General features: G+C 73.7%; 13 protein-coding genes. 8 read left to right on the forward strand and 5 right to left on the reverse strand.

Annotated elements, in window-relative coordinates; all coding sequences use genetic code 11:
• Positions 1 to 515 precede the first annotated feature (515 nt).
• The 6 genes from DB32_RS12160 to DB32_RS12185 all read left to right on the forward strand — a co-directional run bounded on the left by DB32_RS12160 (position 516) and on the right by DB32_RS12185 (position 10838).
• Positions 516 to 1106: a hypothetical protein gene (locus DB32_RS12160; RefSeq protein WP_157068984.1), complete on the forward strand. Its 591-nt coding sequence runs from the start codon at positions 516 to 518 to the stop codon at positions 1104 to 1106.
• Positions 1103 to 2254, forward strand: a complete 1152-nt coding sequence (locus DB32_RS12165) for a sulfatase (protein ID WP_053232596.1) — start codon at positions 1103 to 1105, stop codon at positions 2252 to 2254. The genes DB32_RS12160 and DB32_RS12165 overlap by 4 nt, the downstream gene beginning before the upstream one ends.
• Positions 2255 to 2270: 16 nt before the next feature.
• Positions 2271 to 3158, forward strand: coding sequence for a diacylglycerol kinase family protein (locus DB32_RS12170; RefSeq protein ID WP_169791424.1), 888 nt, complete (start codon positions 2271 to 2273; stop codon positions 3156 to 3158).
• A gap of 646 nt (positions 3159 to 3804) precedes the next feature.
• Entirely contained in the window at positions 3805 to 6495 is a 2691-nt protein-coding gene (gene polA, locus DB32_RS12175; RefSeq protein WP_053232598.1) for a DNA polymerase I, read from the forward strand.
• A gap of 55 nt (positions 6496 to 6550) precedes the next feature.
• Positions 6551 to 8800 (forward strand): lamin tail domain-containing protein, encoded by a 2250-nt coding sequence (locus DB32_RS12180; protein WP_157068985.1) that lies wholly within the window; start codon positions 6551 to 6553, stop codon positions 8798 to 8800.
• Positions 8801 to 8939: 139 nt separating this feature from the next.
• Entirely contained in the window at positions 8940 to 10838 is a 1899-nt protein-coding gene (locus DB32_RS12185) for a serine/threonine-protein kinase (protein ID WP_157068986.1), read from the forward strand.
• 24 nt (positions 10839 to 10862) lie between these two features.
• Here DB32_RS12185 and DB32_RS12190 read toward each other — a convergent pair whose 3' ends face one another.
• From DB32_RS12190 to DB32_RS12200, 3 genes are read right to left on the reverse strand one after another with little or no spacing between them, the layout of a single operon-like run.
• Complete coding sequence (locus DB32_RS12190; RefSeq protein WP_053232601.1) at positions 10863 to 11777, reverse strand: GGDEF domain-containing response regulator; 915 nt, start codon at positions 11775 to 11777, stop codon at positions 10863 to 10865.
• A 21-nt stretch (positions 11778 to 11798) separates the two neighbouring features.
• Entirely contained in the window at positions 11799 to 13076 is a 1278-nt protein-coding gene (locus DB32_RS12195) for a sigma-54 interaction domain-containing protein (RefSeq protein WP_083457333.1), read from the reverse strand.
• A 13-nt stretch (positions 13077 to 13089) separates the two neighbouring features.
• Entirely contained in the window at positions 13090 to 13686 is a 597-nt protein-coding gene (locus DB32_RS12200) for a YkgJ family cysteine cluster protein (protein ID WP_053232603.1), read from the reverse strand.
• A 108-nt stretch (positions 13687 to 13794) separates the two neighbouring features.
• Between DB32_RS12200 and DB32_RS12205 the strand changes: the two genes are divergently transcribed.
• Complete coding sequence (locus DB32_RS12205) at positions 13795 to 14694, forward strand: diguanylate cyclase domain-containing protein (RefSeq protein ID WP_053232604.1); 900 nt, start codon at positions 13795 to 13797, stop codon at positions 14692 to 14694.
• Here the strand turns inward: DB32_RS12205 and DB32_RS12210 are convergent.
• Positions 14684 to 15994, reverse strand: a complete 1311-nt coding sequence (locus DB32_RS12210) for an RsmB/NOP family class I SAM-dependent RNA methyltransferase (protein ID WP_053232605.1) — start codon at positions 15992 to 15994, stop codon at positions 14684 to 14686. The genes DB32_RS12205 and DB32_RS12210 overlap by 11 nt on opposite strands.
• A gap of 34 nt (positions 15995 to 16028) precedes the next feature.
• The gene (rseP, locus tag DB32_RS12215) at positions 16029 to 17690 is read right to left on the reverse strand and encodes an RIP metalloprotease RseP (RefSeq protein ID WP_053232606.1); all 1662 of its coding nucleotides are present in this window, start codon (positions 17688 to 17690) and stop codon (positions 16029 to 16031) included.
• A gap of 165 nt (positions 17691 to 17855) precedes the next feature.
• On the opposite strand from rseP, the gene DB32_RS48150 reads away from it, so the two are divergent.
• Positions 17856 to 18419, forward strand: coding sequence for a hypothetical protein (locus tag DB32_RS48150; RefSeq protein ID WP_053232607.1), 564 nt, complete (start codon positions 17856 to 17858; stop codon positions 18417 to 18419).
• Positions 18420 to 18619 lie beyond the last annotated feature (200 nt).

The raw sequence follows: 18619 nt of genomic DNA on the forward strand, positions 1-18619 counted from the left end.
GTGCGGCGCCGGACGTTCCGGTGGGCCATTTCCGCGGCGCGGTGCGGCGCCGGACGTTCCGGTGGGCCATTTCCGCGGCGCGGTGCGGCGCGCTCGCTCCCGCTCCCGCTCCTGCTGCCGCTGCCGCTCCGCGACACCCTCACGCTCCCGCTCCGGCCCACGCTCCGGCCCACGCTCCCGCGCACGCGCACGCTCCCGCCCGCGCTCCCGCCCACGCTCCCGCCCACGCTCCCGCCCACGCTCACGCTCACGCTCCGGCCCACGCTCCCGCGCACGCGCACGCTCCGGCGCACGCGCACGCTCCGGCGCACGCTCACGCTCCGGCGCACGCTCACGCTCCGGCGCACGCTCACGCTCCGGCCCACGCTCACGCCGGCGCGGGCGCGTCGCAACGTCCAGCCCCGTCGTTGCGCCGCCTCGCGCGCTCGTGGTTCCCTCCCGGGCTCGGAGGACACGATCAGATGGCGACACTTCAGAGTGGAGACTCACCCGGACAGCGTGTGAAGGCGGGCGACTTGCTTCTCGACCGCGCCAAGGCGACGCCGACGACGCCGGTCAAGAAGCGCCTCGACGCGTTCGCGAAGCTGCAGCGCGAGCTCTCGAAGGCGCACGCGGGAGCGCAGAAGGCGATCGCCTCGCACACCGCGCAGGAGCGCAAGGTGGGCGAGGCCGACGACGCGCAGGACGCCGGCGTCGAGGCGCTCGCGAGCGCGCTGGTGGGCGCGGGCGCGCCGCGCGCGAAGCCGTTCCAGGGCTACTCCGACCTGACGCCGGCGGCGCTGGCGAAGCTGCCCCAGGAGAAGCAGGCGCGCGCGGTGATCGCGCTCGCCGGGAAGTGCGCGAAGCACCCCGACGCGCGGGTGAAGAAGGCCGCGGCTGCGGCGCGCGCGGCGGCGGAGAAGGTGCTCGCGGCCATCGCGCCGCTGACGGGGTTGGAGCGCGCGAAGGCGTCGGCGATCGCGGCGCGCGACGCGATCGGCACCCGCTGGGAGAAGGCGTTCAGCGCGGTGAAGCGCGGGGCCAAGAGCGCGGAGGACGACGGCGCGCCCGGTCTGCACGCCGCGCTCTTCGAAGTGGAGGCACCGCCGCGCAAGAAGAAGAAGTGATCACCGCGCGCATCCGGCTCGTGCTCGTCGCCGCGATGCTCGCCGCATGCGGGGAGCAGGTGCACGAGCCGATGCGCGCGCTTCCACCGCCGCCGCGCGAAGCGACGCGCGCCGAGAACGTCGTGTGGATCGTGGTCGACTCGCTGCGCGCCGACACGGTCGCCGATCCTCGCGAGACGCCGACCTTCGCGCGGCTCGCCGAGCGCGGCACGGTGTTCCGCGCGCGCAGCGCCGCGACGTGGTGCATGCCCGCGGTCGCGTCGATGCTGACCTCGCTCGACCCCGACCGGCACCACCTGACCGACGTCTCGGCGACCTTGTCACCGGCGGCGTGGACCCTGCCCGAGGTGCTGCGCTGCGAGGGCTTCGAGACGGCGAGCTTCATCTCGAACGGGTTGCTGTCCGATCCCTTCGGCTTCGATCAGGGCTGGGACCGCCACGTCAACTACGTGCGCGCCGGCGGGTCGGTCGCCGCGGATCGCGTGCTCGACGACGCGCTGGCGTGGATGGCCCTGCACACCACGCGGCGCTTCTTCGTGCACGCGCAGCTGATCGATCCGTACCGCGCGGTCGTCGAGCTCGCGTCGTCGGTCCTCGAGCGCGGCCGGCCGCCGATCGAGGCCGAGATCGCCACGCTGCGGGCGCGCTACGCGGAGGCCGTGCGTGCGGTGGACGCGGCGCTCGCGCGGTTCTTCGAGCAGCTCGACGCGCTGGGCCTGGGCGCCTCGACGCTGGTGGTGATCACCGCGGACCACGGCGCGCTGCTGGGTGAGGGAGGGCTCCTGGGCACCGGCGTCCTGCTGAATGAAGAGCACGAGGAGCTGCTCGACGTGCCGCTGCTCTTCGTCGGTCCGGCGCGGCCGCCCGCGAGCGACGACGTGGTGAGCACGCGCGACCTCGCGCCGACCGTGCTCGAGGCGCTCGGCGTCGCGATGCCCGAGCGCTTCGAGGGGCGCAGCTTCGGGCCGCGGCGGCTGCGCGCGCCCGAGGGGCCGGAGCTCGAGTACGTCGCGCCGAGCGTGGCGCTCACGCGCGAGGATTGTCCCATGGTGCCGGGGTACGGCATGCCGGCCTGCGACGAGCTGCCGACGGCGGAGGAGCTGCGGCGCGACGTCGAGCCGCTGCCGCATGCGCCGTGCCTTCCGTGACTATGTGCCGGGATGCATGCAGCGCGGCCTCTTGGTCTGGAACGCACGCGCCGGCGCGCAGGACGACGCGCGTCGCGAGGAGATCGTGTCGCTGCTCGGGCGCGCGCTCGAGCTCGAGATCCACGAGCTGGAGGAGGGCGCGTCGGCCACGCCCGCCGCGCGCGAGGCGATCGCGCGCGGCGTGGACGTGATCGTCGCGGCGGGCGGAGACGGGACGGTCTCGAGCTGCGCGAGCGCGGTGCTCGGGACGCGCGCCGAGCTCGCGATCGTGCCGTGCGGGACCAGCAACTCGATCGCGCGCGCGCTCGGACTGCCGACCGACGTCGAGGGCGCGTGCGAGGTGATCGCGAGCGGCGCGCCGCGGTGGATCGACGCGGCGCGCGTGGGCGAGCACGCGATGGTGCTGCTCGCGTCGATCGGCTTCCACGCGAACACGATCGAGTCGACGAGCAGCGAGGCCAAGAGCGCGCTCGGCAAGCTCGCGTACGTGATGCGCGGCCTCGCGCACCTCGGCGAGTTCGAGAGCTTCGACGCGCGCATCGAGACCGAGCTCGGCAGCGCGAGCCTGCGCGCGATGGCGCTGACGGTCGCGAACATCGCGCCGCCCGAGACGATCTTCGCGCGCGGCGCGCCCGAGCTGGTCGCCGACGACGGCTGGCTCGACCTGACGCTGGTGAGCGCCGAGACCGCGCTCGGCGCGGTGGCCGCGGGCATCGAGCTGGTGGCGTCGACGATCGTCGGCGCGGAGGCGACGGGGCCGCACGTGGGATGGGCGCGATGCCGGAAGGCGAGGATCGTCGCGGACCCGCCGCAGCACGTGCTGGTCGATGGCGACGTGATCGGGATGACGCCGGTCGAGGTGGAGATCGTGGAGAAGGGACTGGCGATCCGGGCGCCGCGCTGAGGCGAGTGAGCGTGCGCGTGAGCGTGAGCGTGCGCGTGAGCGTGAGCGTGCGCGTGAGCGTGAGCGTGAGCGTGCGACGGCGGGTGCGGCGGCGACGGCGGGTGCGGCGGCGACGGCGGGTGCGGCGGCGACGGCGGGTGCGGCGGCGACGGCGGGTGCGGCGGCGGGTGCGGCGGCGATGGCGGGTAGCGCGCGGCATCGCGCGGAGCGCGAAGCGCAAGCCGAGCGATCCGGCGCGATGCGCGAAGCGCGAGCCCGAACGATCCGGCGCGATGCGCGAAGCGCGAGCCGGTCCGCGAGACGTACGAGCCCGCAGAGCGGGCTCGTGCGTCTCGCTCTTCGCCCACCAAAGAAAGAAGGCGCGCTCTCCCTCCCCGCGCGGCCGAAGCCTCACCAGCCGGGGCGCGGTGCGGGGGTCCGCGCGCAGATTCCGCAGAGGCCCACCCGCCATCCAGAGCGCAGCGCGAGACAGTGCACGCGAGCGCGCAGCGCTCGCGCGCACGACACCACCTCGCCAGCTACCTCATCGCGCACCGCACGCGATCCTCGAGGACTGCCCGAGCACGGACCCCCGCACCGCGCCCCTGCCGAAGCCTCCTCCGCGCGCGGCCTCGGCCCCCTCCACTCGACTACACTCGCGCCTCAAATGGCTCGTACAGAACGCCTCGTCCTCGTCGACGGCAGCTGGCTCGTCTTCCGCGCCTTCTTCGGCCTCCCGTCCAATCTCGCGACGCGCACCGGGCTCCACACCAACGCGACCTTCGGGTTCGCGACGATGTTCCGGAAGCTCTTCTCGGGACGCATGCCCGATCGCGGCGCCGTGGTGTTCGACGCGCCCGGCGCGACGGTGCGCGAGGAGAAGTTCCCCCAGTACAAGGCGCAGCGTCCGCCGATCGCGGGCGAGCTGCGCGAGCAGCTGGCGTGGATCGATCGCGTCGTCTCCGCGAACCACTTCCCGATGCTGCGCGTGCCCGGCTACGAGGCCGACGACGTCATCGCGACGCTCGCGAAGCGCGGGCTCGAGATGGGCATGGAGGTCGTGATCGTCGCGGGCGACAAGGACCTCGCCCAGATGGTGCGCGACGGGATCCGCATGCAGGACACGATGAAGGACGTCGTCTACGACGCCGAGCTCGTGCGGAAGAAGTGGGGCGTGCCCCCGCAGCGCATCCCCGACCTGCTCGCGCTGATGGGCGACAACGTCGACAACATCCCGGGCGTGCCCGGGATCGGTCAGAAGGGCGCGGCGACGCTGCTCGAGACCTACGGGTCGCTCGACGGGATCCTCGCGAACGTCGAGCAGCTGAAGGGCAAGCAGAAGGCCGCGCTGATCGAGCACGCCGAGGAGGTGAAGCTCTATCGCGAGCTCGCGACGATCGATCCCGACGTGCCGCTCGACGTGTCGCTCGACGCGCTGATCATCGCGCCGCCCGATCGCACCGAGCTCGACGCGCTCTACCGCGAGCTCGAGTTCTACTCGCTGCTCTCGGGCGGCGACGAGGCGCGCGCGAGCGACACCACGACGAGCGCGGTGCGCTGCCTCGGGACGATCGACGCGGCGCGCGCCGCGATGGACGCGCTGCCGCGCGATCGGGACGTCGCGGTGGTGCCGGTGTTCGAGCCGATCGCGCACGTCGTGCGCGGCGATCTCGTGGGCATCGCGTTCGGCGCGACCGCGGGCGATCCGTTCTATCTGCCGCTGACCGGGCAGGGCGACTGCCTCGGCGACGAAGGGCTCGCGCTGGTGCGCGCGTTCTTCGAGGACGCGTCGCGCCCCAAGGCGGTGCACGACGCGAAGCAGCTCGAGATCCTGCTGCGCCGCGCGTTTGGTCCGAGCGAGGACGACATCACGCTGCGCGGCGACGTGTTCGACACGATGCTCGCGTCGTTCCTCGTCGAGCCGAACAAGTGCATCCCGCACCGGCTCGATCAGGTCGCGAAGGAGTACGTGCAGCGCGGCGTGCCGCCGCTGAAGTCGCTGGTCGGCAGCGGGCAGAAGGAGCGCAAGCCGAGCGAGGCGACCTGCGAGGAAGCCGCGTCGTGGGCGGGACAGCTCGCCGACGTGGTGCTCGCGCTCGCGCCGGTGCTGCGCGAGCGGCTCGAGAAAGAAGGACAACGCGGCGTGTACGACGGCGTGGAGCGCCCGCTCTCGAGCGTGCTCGCGTCGATGGAGATCGCGGGCATCCGCGTCGACCAGGACGACCTCGGCGCGATGAGCGAGGAGTTCAAGGCGCGCAAGGCCGAGATCGAGCAGCGCATCTACGCGCTCGCGGGTCGCGAGTTCAACATCGGCTCGACGAAGCAGCTCGCGGACGTGCTCTTCGAGGAGCTGAAGCTGCCCGTCGTGAAGAAGACGAAGACCGGGTACAGCACCGACGCCGAGGTGCTCGAGCGGCTCGCGCCGAAGCACGAGATCGCGCAGCTGATCCTCCAGCAGCGCGAGCTCGCGAAGCTGATCAACACGTACACCGACGTGCTGCGCGAGGCGGTGTCGCCCGAGACGGGGCGCGTGCACGCGAGCTTCCTGCAGACGACCGGCGTGTCGGGGCGGCTCATCACGACCGATCCCGATCTGCAGCGCACGCCGGTGCGCACGCCCGAGGGCAAGCGCATCCGCAAGGCGTTCGTCGCGCCCGAAGGCACGGTGCTGATCGCCGCGGACTGGAGCCAGATCGAGCTGCGCGTGCTCGCGCACTTCTCGGACGACGCGCGGCTGCTCGAGGCGTTCCGCGAGAACCTCGACCTGCATCGCCGCACCGCGTCGCTGCTCTTCTCGGTCGCGCCCGAGGACGTCACGCCCGAGCAGCGCAACACCGGCAAGACGGTGAACTTCGCGACGATCTACGGGCAGGGCGCGACCGCGCTCGGCCAGATCCTCGGCATCCCGCGCAAGGACGCGCAGCGCTACATCGAGCAGTACTTCGAGCACTACGCGGGCGTGCGCGCGTGGCTCGATCGCACCATCGCGAGGGCGCACGAGACCGGCTACGTCGAGACGCTGCTCGGTCGGCGCCGCTACATCCCGGAGCTGTCGAGCCTGAACTCGACGGATCGCGCGACCGGCGAGCGCATCGCGGCGAACACGCCGATCCAGGGCTCGGCGGCGGACCTCTGCAAGCTCGCGATGCTCGCGATCGCGCGGCGACTGCCCGAGGTCGCGCCGAGGACGCGCATGCTGCTGCAGGTGCACGACGAGCTCGTGTTCGAGGCGCCGCCCGCGGAGGTGGAGCTTGCGAGCGAGGTCATCCGTGGCGAGATGCAGCGCCCGTGGTCCGAGCTGCGGGCTCCACTGGTGGTGGAGATCGGCGTCGGGCGGAGCTGGGGCGAGGCGAAGTAGGCGCGCGATCACGGCGCGCGTCGCTCTTCGCGAAGGCCCCACGGGGAGGTCTTGCGTGAGAGCCAGAGATTGCTCGTGCTTCGTCTCGATCCTCGCGGCGATGGCCGCGATCCCCGCGGCCGCGCGCGCCCACGACGTGATGGTCGACGGCAGCCCGGCGGAGTGGTCGTCGCGCACGGTCCCGACGAACGTCGCGCTCGTGGTGCGCACGATCGATCCGACCGGCGAGCTCGTGTGGAGCGACGCGGCGGGCGACACGCGCACCGATCTGTCGGCGCCGGGGCCCGAGCTCGCGGCGGATCTGCAGCGGTTCGCGGTGACGAGCTCGGCGAGCGGGCTGCACTTCCTCGTGGTGCTCGGGCCGAGGCCGATCGGCGGGGATCCCGCGCAGGTGCAGATCGCGATCGACCTCGATCGCACGAGCGGCAGCGGCGAGGCGAACCTCGGCGGGTTCGCGGACACGACGGTCCCGGCCGACGCGGAGTGGGAATTCCTGGTCCAGACGCAGCACACCGGCGGCGCTCCGAGCGTGCGCGTGCTGAGCACGGCGTTCGCGCAGGTCGGCACCGGGACGATCGCGCAGGCGGCGACCGGCGCGATGGAGATCTCGATCCCGTGGGCCGCGCTCTCGCGCACCGGGCCGCCCGCGGTGATGCGCCTGACGGTCGCGACGTTCCGCGAGGACGCGAGCAACGGCAACACGCGCGCGGTGGGCGATCCGTCGATCTCGAACGCGCTCGACGCGCTGACGAACTACGGCGGGCCGGGGCGCGCGGGGAACACGTGGGACGACGTGATGGACGGCGACGTCGATCATCACGTCGACGTGTTCTTCGACACGACGAGCGGCGAGGTGATCGCGCCGCTGCTCGTCGCGCGCATCGCGCCGAACACGGCGGGCTCGGCGGAGCCCGACGAGTGGTTCGCGATCCACAACCAGACCGCGTCGGGGCTCTCGCTCGAGGGCGTGAAGGTCGGCGACGAGGAGACGATCCGCCCGGGCGCCGGCGCCGAGGGGATGCTGGCGTTCCCGGCGGGCGCGATGATCGCGGCGGGGGACACGATCGTCATCGCGCGGCGCGCGATGGTGTTCGCGATGAGCTTCGGTGCGTCGCCGGACTACGAGCTCGAGGCGAGCGATCCGGCGGTCCCCGAGCTCACGCCCTATCTCGCGTGGTTCACCGGCACGCCGGGACAGGCGGGGCTCGGCAACGGCGGGGACGAGATCCTGATCGTCGACGCGCGCGACACGATCGTCGACGTCGTCACGTGGGGCACGTCGAGCGCGCTCGGCGTGACCGCGCTCGACCCGGCGCCCGCCGAAGGCCAGGTGGCGATCCGCGGTCCCGCGACGCGCGACACCGACAACGCCGACGCGGACTTCTCGGCGCTGGTCGGCGCGTGTGATCGCGCGGAGCCCGCGTCGTGCGGGGGCTGCTACGAGTGCGCGGCGCTCTTCACCTGCGAGGTGAGGGCGGCGGGCACGGCGTGCCCCGACGAGGATCTCTGCGACGGCGAGGAGACCTGCGACGCGACGGGGAACTGCCTCGCGGCGGCGATGCCGCTCGACTGCGACGACGCGAACCCGTGCACCGCCGACTCGTGCGACGCGGCGACGGGCTGCGCGAACGATCCGGTCGCGGCGGGGACGGCGTGCGCCGACGACGATCTCTGCGACGGCGCGGAGACGTGCGACGCCGCGGGCGCGTGCGCGACGGGCACGCCGGTCGACTGCAGCGACGACGACCCCTGCACCGAAGACGTGTGCACGGCGGCGACGGGCGCGTGCACGAACCCGCCCGCGGCAGCGGGCACGAGCTGCGCGGACGAGGACGTGTGCGACGGCGCGGAGACGTGCGACGCCTCGGGCGCGTGCGCCGACGCGACGCCGCTCGACTGCGAGGACGCGAACCCCTGCACGACGAACGCGTGTGACGCCGCGACGGGCTGCACCAGCGAGCCGGTCGCCGCGGGCGTCGCGTGCGACGACGGGAACGGCTGCACCACCGGCGACGCGTGCGACGCCGAGGGGATGTGCGTGGGCACGCCCGACGACACGTGCGACGCCGGCCCGCTCGACGCGGCGACCGACGAGGACGCGGCGGTGACCGACGACGCGGCGGTGGGCACCGACGCGGGCCGTCGCGACGGAGGCGCAGCCGATGGCGGTGGGCCCGCCGACGGCGACGACGACGGCTGCGACTGCCGCGCTGCGGGCGCGCGGGGTCGACGCGACGGAACGGCCGCGATCGCGCTGCTCGCCGCGATCGGGCTCGTGGTCGCGATGCGGCGCCGCCGCGGCTGATGGGACGCGCCCGGGCGGCACCGCGTGGTGCTCGCCCGGGCGCGCGCGCTCGGCGCATCACGGTTGACGGCGTGGGGCGTCGCTTCGATCATGTCGGCTCGTCGATGAACGTCCGTCCCGCTCGCGCGAAGGCCCCGTGGTGAACGTCGCGCCGGGCGCGGTGGTCGCGGGCCGATTCCGCCTCGAGCTGCCGCTCGGATCGGGCGGCATGGCGGACGTGTGGCGCGCGCAGGATCTCGCGACGCAGCGCCCGGTCGCGCTGAAGCTGCTGCGACCGCAGATCGCGGCGAGCGCCGAGGCGATGCAGCGCCTGAAGCGCGAGGGCGAGGTGCTGAGCGCGCTCTCGCACCCCGCGATCGTGCGCGTCGAGACGTACGGGCAGCTCGACAACGACGCGGTGTTCGTCGCCATGGAGCTGCTCGAGGGCGAGACGCTCGGAGCCCGCATGCGGCGCGGGCCGATGCAGCCGCTCGAGCTCGCGCCGGTCGTCGCGGGCACGTGCGCGGCGCTGGCGGCGGCGCACGCGAAGGGCATCGTCCATCGCGACCTCAAGCCGGACAACGTGTTCCTCGTGCCGCTCGCGAGCGGCGCCGCGGGCGAGCCGCAGGTGAAGCTGCTCGACTTCGGCATCTCGAAGGTGTTCGGGGGCGATCGCCTGACGTACACGGGCGAGGTGCTCGGGACGCCGCGCTACATGTCGCCCGAGCAGCTCGGCGCGGAGCCCGACATCGATGCGCGCGCCGACGTCTACGCGCTGGGCGTGATCCTCTACGAGGCGATGGCGGCGAAGCCGCCGTTCCTCGCGTCGACGCCGACGGATCTGATCGTCGCGATCCTGCACGGGAAGGTCGCGCCGCTGCGCTCGCTGCGTCCCGATCTCACGGCGGCGATCGAGGCGGTGGTGATGCGCGCGATGGCGCGCGCGAGAGAAGCGCGCTGGGCGAGCGCGACCGATCTCGCCGACGCGTTCCTCGACGCGGCGGGCGCGACGTCGCGGGCGCGCGCGCTGCCGAAGAAGGTGCTGCGCACGCAGGCGCTCGGCGGGGCCGGGCTCGTGGGCGGAGGGAGCGTGCCTCCGCCGCCGCAGCCCGCGCATCCCGCGCCCGCGAGCGCGATGGTGCCGAGCCCGGCGCCGCGCGCCGGTGCGTCGTCGGACGCGCTGCGACCGGGCACGTTCAGCGCGTTCGGCGTGATCGACGAGACGGAGCTGCGCGCGTCGCTGCCGAGCCCTCCGAAAGCCGCGCCCGCGACGCTGGTGATGGCGAGCGCGGATGCGCCGGTGCCGCCGCCGGCGGCGGCGCGGCCCGAGGTCGCGCCGAGCGAGCCGCGAGCGCAGCGCGGCGCGTCGGACTCGTGGCGCGAGCAGGCGCCCTCGCCCGCGAGCTCGAGCGGGTGGGACGCGCCCGCGCCCGCGCCGCCGCCGTCGAGCCCGATGCTGGGGCGCGTGCTGCTGATCGTCGCGGGCCTGCTCGCGGGCGCGATCAGCGCGGCGCTCGCGGTCGCGGCGCTCCACTACATGCGCACGCCGGAGTCGGCGCCGCCTCCGCCCGCTCCGTCGACGACGTCGACGACGAGCGCGCCCGCGCCGAGCCCGACGACGCCCGCGCCCGACGTGCCCGCTGTGCCCGCAGCGCCCGAGCCGGAGGCGAGCGAGCTCCCCGTCGCGCCCGACGTGCCGGAGGACGAAGAGGTCGCGCGCCCGACGTCGCGTCGCGCGCGTCGCGAGCGTGCTGCGACGGCGGAGCCCGAGCCCGCCGAGCCCGAGCCCGAGCAGCCGACGGTGCTCGATCCGCTCGAGCTCGCGTCGCGCGCGCTCGCCGAGGGTGATCCGAACCTCTGCGTCACGATCCTCGACGAGCTGATCGGTCGCGGCGCGACGCCCTTCGCGATCAAGCGCCGCGCCGACTGCGAGCTGCGCGCCGGGCGGCGCGCCGACGCGATCCGCGACTACCAGCGCTTCTGCCAGATCGCACCCGATCACCCGGCGATCTCGAGCGTGCGCGAGCAGCTCGCGGGGATGGGGCTCACGTGCCCGTGAGCGCGCGACGAGCTCCGTAGCCCGTCAGACCTTCGCGAGCGGACGCCGGCTCGACCGCGCGGCGGCGAGGAGCGCGGGGCCGTCGGTCGCGCGCGACTCGGGCCGCCCCGCGACGCCGATCTCGAGCCCGAGCGGCGCGCCGGTCGCCGCGCCCGCGAGCCCGCCGCTCTCTTCGCGCTCGCGCAGCCGGCGCACGACGGTCTTCGCGTCGCCCGCGCTCGTCTCGGGAAGCAGCACGACGAGCTCGTCGCGATCCGCGCGGAACAGGTGATCGATCGCCCGGATGCACCCGCGCACGCCTTGCGTGAGCTGCACGAGCACGCCGTCGCCCGCCTCGCGCCCGTGCTCCGCGATGACGCGACCGAGCCCCGCGACGCGCAGGCTCACGCACGAGAGCGGATGTCCGTAGCGCACCGCGCGCGTCATCTCGTACTCGATGCTGATCTGCATCTGCGCCGCGCTGCCGGCGCGCGTCAGCGGATCGAGCAGCTCCTCGTCGCCGAGCGAGAGCAGACGGCGCTCGGCGATCACGCGCCGCAGCGCGTTGCGGATGCGCTGCTGGATCTCGAACACGCGATACGGGCGCGCGACGTAGTCCTCGGCGCCGAGCACGATCGACGCGCGACGGCTCTCGACGTCGTCGGCGGGCGTGGTGACGAGCACCGGGATCGCCTTGAGCTCGGGATCCGCCTTCAGCACGCGGAGCACCTCGAGCCCACCGAGCGAATCGTCGCCGGGCACGACCGGCGTCGGCAGCGGCGCGTGCATCGGCAGGCCGACGTCGATCAGCGCGAGATCGGGGCGCTTGCGCGCGACGAGATCGAGCGCGGCGCCGCCTTCGAGCGCGGTGACGACCTCGTGGCCCGCGGCCTCGCAGACCTCCTGCAGGAGCCGGAGGTTGAAGGGATCCGGCTCTGCGATGAGGACGAGCGCGTTCACGGGCGAGCGCCTCTCCGTCGTTCAGGGGCGCGGGCCGGGGCGGGACTTGCCCGCGTCCTCGAGCCCGTATGCCTGCACCTTGCGGATCAGGTTGCGGCGGCTGATGCCGAGCGCCTCCGCGGCCTTCGTCTTGTTGCCGCGCGCGCGGCGCAGCTCCTCGGTGATCATGCGGCGCTCGAGCGTCTCGACCGCGTCGGGCAGCGAGGGCGGCGGGCCGGCGCTCACCGGCTCGGCGCTCGTCGCGATCTGCGTCGTGGGCTCCGCGCTGGGCGGCGGCGCGACGGGCGCGCGGCGCTTGCCGATCGCGGGGCTGAGCAGATCCTCGTCGATGACGCGGTCGTCGCCCGAGAGCACCCAGAGGCGCTCCATCTCGTTCTCGAGCTCGCGCACGTTGCCCGGCCACTCGTGCGCGACGAGGCGCTCGAGGGTGCGCGGCGTGAGCAGCTTCTCGCGCTTGTCGCGCTTGCCGAGCTTCGTGAGGAAGTGCGTGACGAGCACCGGCACGTCGTCGCGACGCTCGCGCAGCGGCGGCACGCGCACCGACACGACGTGGAGGCGGTAGTAGAGGTCCTCGCGGAACGTGCCCTGGCGCACCATCGACGCGAGATCGCGGTTCGTCGCCGCGATGATGCGCACGTCGACGTGCTTGGGCTCGGTGCCGCCGACGGGCATGAACACGCCCTCCTGGAGGACGCGCAGGAGCTTCACCTGCATGCCCGGCGACATGTCGCCGACCTCGTCCATGAAGAACGTGCCGCCGTTCGCGACCTCGAAGAGGCCCGGCTTGTCGTTCACCGCGCCGGTGAACGCGCCGCGCTTGTGTCCGAAGAGCTCGCTCTCGAGCAGGTTGTCGTTGAACGCGCTGCAGTTCGTCGCGACGAAGGGCTTGTTGCCGCGGCGGCTCTGATCGTGGATCGAGCGCGCGACGAGCTCCTTGCCGGTGCCGTTCTCGCCGAGCACGAGCACCGTCGCGTCGCTGTTCCGGATGCGCTCGAGCATGCGGAAGAGCGCGAGCATCGGCGCGCTGCGCCCGACGATCTTCGGGTGGTGCGTGACCGGCTCCTCGCGGTGACCGAGCGCGCGCTCGATCTCCGTGGTCGCCGCCGCGAGCCCGCGGTTCGCGAGGCGGTCCGCGTCGTCGTGGTCGAGCACCTCGATCGCGACGCGCGCTCCGTCGCGCAGCGTGAGCTCGGCGCGCGCAGCTCCGGCGCGGGGGGCGCTCATCTGGGCGCGGCCGGAAGAAGGTGCCGCATCGCCCTCGCTCGCCATCACGCTGCCTTCCTCGGAGCCCATCCGCATCGGGGCCGGCACGCTAGCACAGTGCGTTTCCCTCGTTCAATTCGGCCGTGATCTCGCGCGCGAGCGCGCGCAGCGACGTGCGCCGCGTCGGGTCGCCTCCGGTGTGTGCGACGTGCTCGCGGTTCGAGAGCGCGAGCATCGCGTCGACGCGCTCCGCGTCGAGCACGTCCTCGGCGCGCGGTGCGTGATCCTCGCCCTGGAAGTTCAGCGGGCACCAGGTGAGCGCGCCGCCGCGCGGGCCCTTGCCGCGCGCCATGATCGCCGCCTCGGGGATCACGCCGTCGGGGTAGCGCAGCGGCAGGCCCTGGGTGCGGCACACCAGCGGACGTGCGTCGTAGATCGCGCAGCGACCCTCGTCGTCGAGCATCACGCAGCGACCGTCGTGCACGTCGGCGCGCGAGGCGACGCGCGCGCGTCCGGCGGCGTCGAGCACGGCGAGACCGTCGCGCACGAGCGCGGCCTCGACGTCGCACACCGAGAGCTCGGTGTGGCAGCACGCGCTGCAGCCCGCGCGGCACGCCATCGACGCGTCACGGCGCGCGCGCACCGCGGCCTCGAACGTGTCGACCTTCGCGACGAGCGCGCGATGTGCGGCGAGCGGGTCGTGCATCGGGAGCCGGCGATCCTGGGGCGCGCGGTGCCGTCCCGCCAGCGTCGGGCGCGTGTCGCGCGCCGAACGAAAGCGTCGCGCGAGAAGGCGACCTGCTAGGATCGGCCCGTGAGCTTGCCGCCGCGAGGTCGGGCGACGCTGCCCGAGACCGACGTCGATGGCGCACCCCGGAACGGCACGGACGGGGCGGCACCGAGGCCGGTGCTGGTCGTGCTCAACGGGCCGCAGATCGGTCATCGCCTCGCGCTCGACGAGACCGCGATCGAGATCGGCCGCGACCCGTCGTGTGATCTCCCGCTGCGCGATCCCGGCATCGCGTGGCGGCACGCGCGCATCGAGCCCGGGCCCGACGGCTGGAGCGTCGTCGACCTCGGTCAGCACGGCGTCGAGGTCGACGGGATGCGCGTGGCGAAGCTGCTCTTGTCGGCCGCGGATCGCATCCAGATCGGCGCGACCGTGCTGCGCTTCGAGCTGCACGGCGCGGTGGAGCAGGCGTTCGACGCGGCGGTCGAGGAGCGCCTCTGGCGCGACGATCTCACCGGGCTGATGTCGCGCCGCAAGCTCGAGCTCGAGGTGGGCGCGCGGCTCGACGCAGCGCGCGCGAACGCAGGCCCGGCGATCGGGCTCGCGGTGATCGATCTCGATCGGCTCAAGCAGATCAACGACCTGCACGGGCACCTCGTGGGCGCGCGCGTGATCACCGAGGTCGGCCGCGTGATCGGCGCGACGGTCGTGTCGCCCGCGTTCGCGTGCCGGCTCGGGGGCGACGAATTCGCGGTCGCGCTGCCGGGCGCGGATCTGCCGGCGATCGAGGCGCTCGCGCAGCGCGTGCTCGACGCGATCGCGGCGATGCGCGTGATGCATCTGGGCGAGCGGCTCGGCGTCGGCGCGTCGGCGGGCGTCGCGCTCGGGCCCGCGCAGGGCGACGAGGTGTTCACGCTGCTGCGCGCTGCGGACGAAGCGCTGTTCCGCGCGAAGAACCAGGGGCGCGGCGTCGTCAGGACGTGATCCCGAAGCGCACGACCTGATACGCGTCGGGCCCTTCGTCGCTCGCGATGCCGAACGGACCGATGCGCCACACGCCGTCGTCGTCGGGCGCGAGCGGGACGCCCTCGACGTGATCGACGAGCCGCGTGAGACCGGGGATCTCGCGCTCCATCCGCGCCGCGACCTCGGGCCCTTCGGCGCGCGTCGGCGAGCACACCGCGAACGCGAGCACGCCGCCGGGCTTCACCATCTTCGCGGCGTTGCGCGCGATCGCGAGCTGCAGCGCGCCCATGCGCGCGGGATCGGCGGGCGTGAGGCGCAGGAGCAGCTCGGGGCGTCGGTGGATCGTGCCGAGCCCGGTGCACGGCGCGTCGACGAGCACGCGATCGAACGCGCGCTCGAGCCCGCCGACGCCGACCGACAGATCACGCGCCTCGATGCGCGCGTGATCCCGCGGCAGGCCGAGGCGCGCGAGCTCGCCGTCGATCTGCTCGAGCTTGCGCTCGTGGAGATCGATCGCGGTCACGCTGCCGCTCGCGCCGACCTGCGACACGAGCAGCGCGGTCTTTCCGCCGCGGCCGGCGCACGCGTCCGCGATCGACTCGCCCGCGCGCGCATCGAGCAGCGCGGCGACGACCTGCGAGCCCTCGTCCTGCACCGCGAAGAGCCCCTCGTCCCATCCCGGCAGCGCGCGCGGATCGCCCACCCCGCTGACGAGCAGCGCGCGCGGAGAGAGCACGCCCTCGCGCACCGTGCCGCTCGGGCGCGCCTCGCGGATGCGCGTCGCGAGCGCCTCGCGCGTCGTGCGCGTGAGCTCCACGCGCAGCGCGATCGGCGGGGGGAGCGGGCGCGCGCGGAGGAACGCCTCGGCGCGCTCGGCTCCGAGCCCGCGCGTCATCTCGCCCTCGAGCCACTTCGGGACCTCGAGCCTCGTCGCGCGCTCGGGTGATGACGGACGCTCGCGCGCGAGGGCGCGCAGCACCGCGTTCGCGAAGCGCGAGAGCCCTTCGCCGCGCTGCGCGCGGACGATCGACACCGCGTCGGAGACCACCGCGTGCGAGGGCGCCCCCGAGAGGTGCGCGAGCTGGTACTGCGCCGCGCGCAGCGTCGCGCGCGTGAGCGGCTCGAGCTCGCCCTTCTTCGTCTGCTTCGACGCGAGCGCGCGATCGATCGAGGGCAGCGTGCGCAGCGTGCCGTAGACGATCTCGGTCGCGAGCGCGGCGTCGCGCGCGTCGAGCCCGGCGCGCTCGATCTCCGCGTCGAGCGCGGGCGAGGCCCACGCGCCCTCGGTGGCGATCCGGTGCAGCACGCGCGTCGCCACGACGCGCGCAGGAGAAGCAGGCGCGACCACCGAATCACTCCAGCGCTTCGAACGCCGCCACGATGTCCGGCCACTGCCGCGCGACGTCGTTCGTGAACACGAGCACCATCACGATGACGAGCATCGCGAGCCCGGTGAGCGACGCGAGCTCGCGCAGCCTTCGGCTCACCGGGCGGCGCGAGATGCCCTCGACCGCGAAGAAGAAGAGGTGCCCACCGTCGAGCACCGGGATCGGCAGCAGGTTGAGCAGCCCGAGGTTGATCGAGATGAACGCCATGAGCTGCAGGAACGAGAGCGAGCCGCCGCGCGCCGCGATCTGCGCCTGACGCGCGATCTCCAGCGGGCCGCCCACCTCGGTGGGCGAGACGCGTCCCTGGAAGAGACGCACCAGCGACACGCCGGTCAGCTCGATCATCATCCACGTCGCGCTGAGCGACTCGCGCAGCGCGTAGCCGAAGGGCGCCGGGTGCGGCACCAGCGGGTCCGTCGTCGTCGGCGCGAAGTGCTCGAACCCGTAGCGATACGAGATGACGCCGCCCTCGACGGTGCGCTCGCAGGTCAGCTGGATCCGCCGCGCGATCTCCTGGTCGTTGCGCTTCCAGACCAGCGTGCGCTCTTCGCCCGCGTGCGCGCGCACGTTCTCGAGGAACTGCGGCCACAGCAGGATGGGCTGGCCGTCGATCGAGATCAGGCGATCCCCCGGGAGCAGCCCGGCGCGGTGCTCGGCCGAGCCCGCGACGACACGCGCGACGTACAGATCGCTGCTCTCGAGCCCCGCGCGATCGATGCCGCTCCCCGAGCCGCCCTCGGGCGTGAGCGTCGCGACGTGCGGCTCGTAGAGATCGAGATCGGCGAGGCCCGAGAGCGCGTCCGTGAGCCGCTGCGGGCGCAGGTACGTGATGGGCAACATCGAGCCGCGGTTGCGCTCGAGCACCGCCTGCAGATCGATCCATCGCTCGATCGGGCGACCGCCCGCCGCGACCACGCGATCGAACGTGCGCAGCCCCGCCGCGGCGGCGGGCTGCGAGGGCGACGTGATGCCGATCACCGCGAGCGGGTGCGAGTACGAGACGCCGATGCGCCCGACGCGCGCGCGCAGATCGAGCGGTCGCTCCTCCTCGCTCCACGTCGGCGTGATCGAGCGCTCGATCTGCTGGCCGTCGCGCTCGATGGTGAAGACCAGCGGACGCCCCGCGCTCGGCGTCACGATCGCGTTGAGCTCGATCCACGTCGAGATCTCGTCGCCGTCGATCGCGACGATGCGATCGCCGGGCAGGAGGTGCTCGGCCGCGGGGCGATCGGGGAACACGGTGCCGATCGTCGCGGGGATGTGCTCGTTGGGCCCGACGTACGCGACGACGAAGTAGAGCAGCACCGGGAACGCGAGGTTCATCGCCGGCCCGGCGAGCACGATCACGAAGCGCTTCCAGAGCGGCTGCTCCGCGAACGAGCGCCCTGCGTCCTCGGGCGCGACGGTGTCGTTCGGCGTCTCGCCGAGCATGCGGACGTAGCCGCCGAGCGGGAACGCGGCGATGACGTACTCGGTGTCGCCGCGCTGGATGCCGGCGATGCGCGGCCCGAAGCCCAGCGAGAACTTCAGGACCTTCACCCCGAAGAACTTCGCCCACGCGAAGTGGCCGAGCTCGTGCACGAAGATGAGCACGCCGACCAACACGACGAAGTAGACGATCGCCACGCCGCCCCGAGGATGACCGCATCCGCTCCGCGTGGCACGCTCGCCGTTCGGGCCCGAGGGAGAACGCGAGAGCGAGCCGGGTACGAGAACCGGCGGGAACTTTCGCCGAGGAGCGGTGTCCAAGCCTCCTCGCACGTCGGAGTCCAACGCGGGAGGAGAGGGCGGATGGAGGCGAAGCTCAACGTCGGGATCCTCTGCACGCTGGCGCTCGCGTGGGCGTCGCTGACCCTGGCCGAGCCCTCCTCCGCGATGGATCCACACGACGAGCTCACCCGTGATCTCGCGGACATCGAGGATCGCTTCGCCCGCGATCGCGAGGACCCCGCGTTGGCCGAGCGCCTCGCCGACGCCTACCTCGATCTCGATCGCCCCGACCTCGCCGTCGCGACCCTGAGCACCGCCGCGGCGCCGGTGCAGGCCGACCCGGCTGTCGCACATCGTCTGGCGCGCGCCTACGAGCAGACCGGTCGCGTGGCGGACGCGCTCGCCATCGCGGAGCTCGCGACGGCTCGCTGTGGGCGCTCGATCGGCACCGCGGACTCGTCGTCGGTGACGCCGATCCCCGAGCGCAGCTGCTCGGAGCGCACCTACGCCGCGCTCTCGATGCACCGCAACGCGCTGTCGCGCATGCACGCGTGGGGCGTGACCGACCCCCGCACCGACAGCCGCGCGCAGCTCGCGTACTCGCTCAGCGTCCGCGCCGCCCGCATCCTGAGCGCTTCGCGGTGAACGCAGGCCGGGGGAGCCACCGGGAAGGACGCGGCGCGATACGGGGGCTGATCGTCGCCCGCCGTCTGCGCGCGGTGCTCACGGACCGAAGTCCGCTCCGCGCCGTGTTCGCCACCGGACGCCGCTGAGCCCCCGTCTCCCGCCGCGCGATGGACGCGCGGCTCTGCCGTCTTCCACGCGATCGGGCGCACGGTGTCGGG

Source organism: Sandaracinus amylolyticus (genome assembly GCF_000737325.1).
Classification (GTDB): Bacteria; Myxococcota_A; Polyangia; order Polyangiales; family Sandaracinaceae; genus Sandaracinus; species Sandaracinus amylolyticus.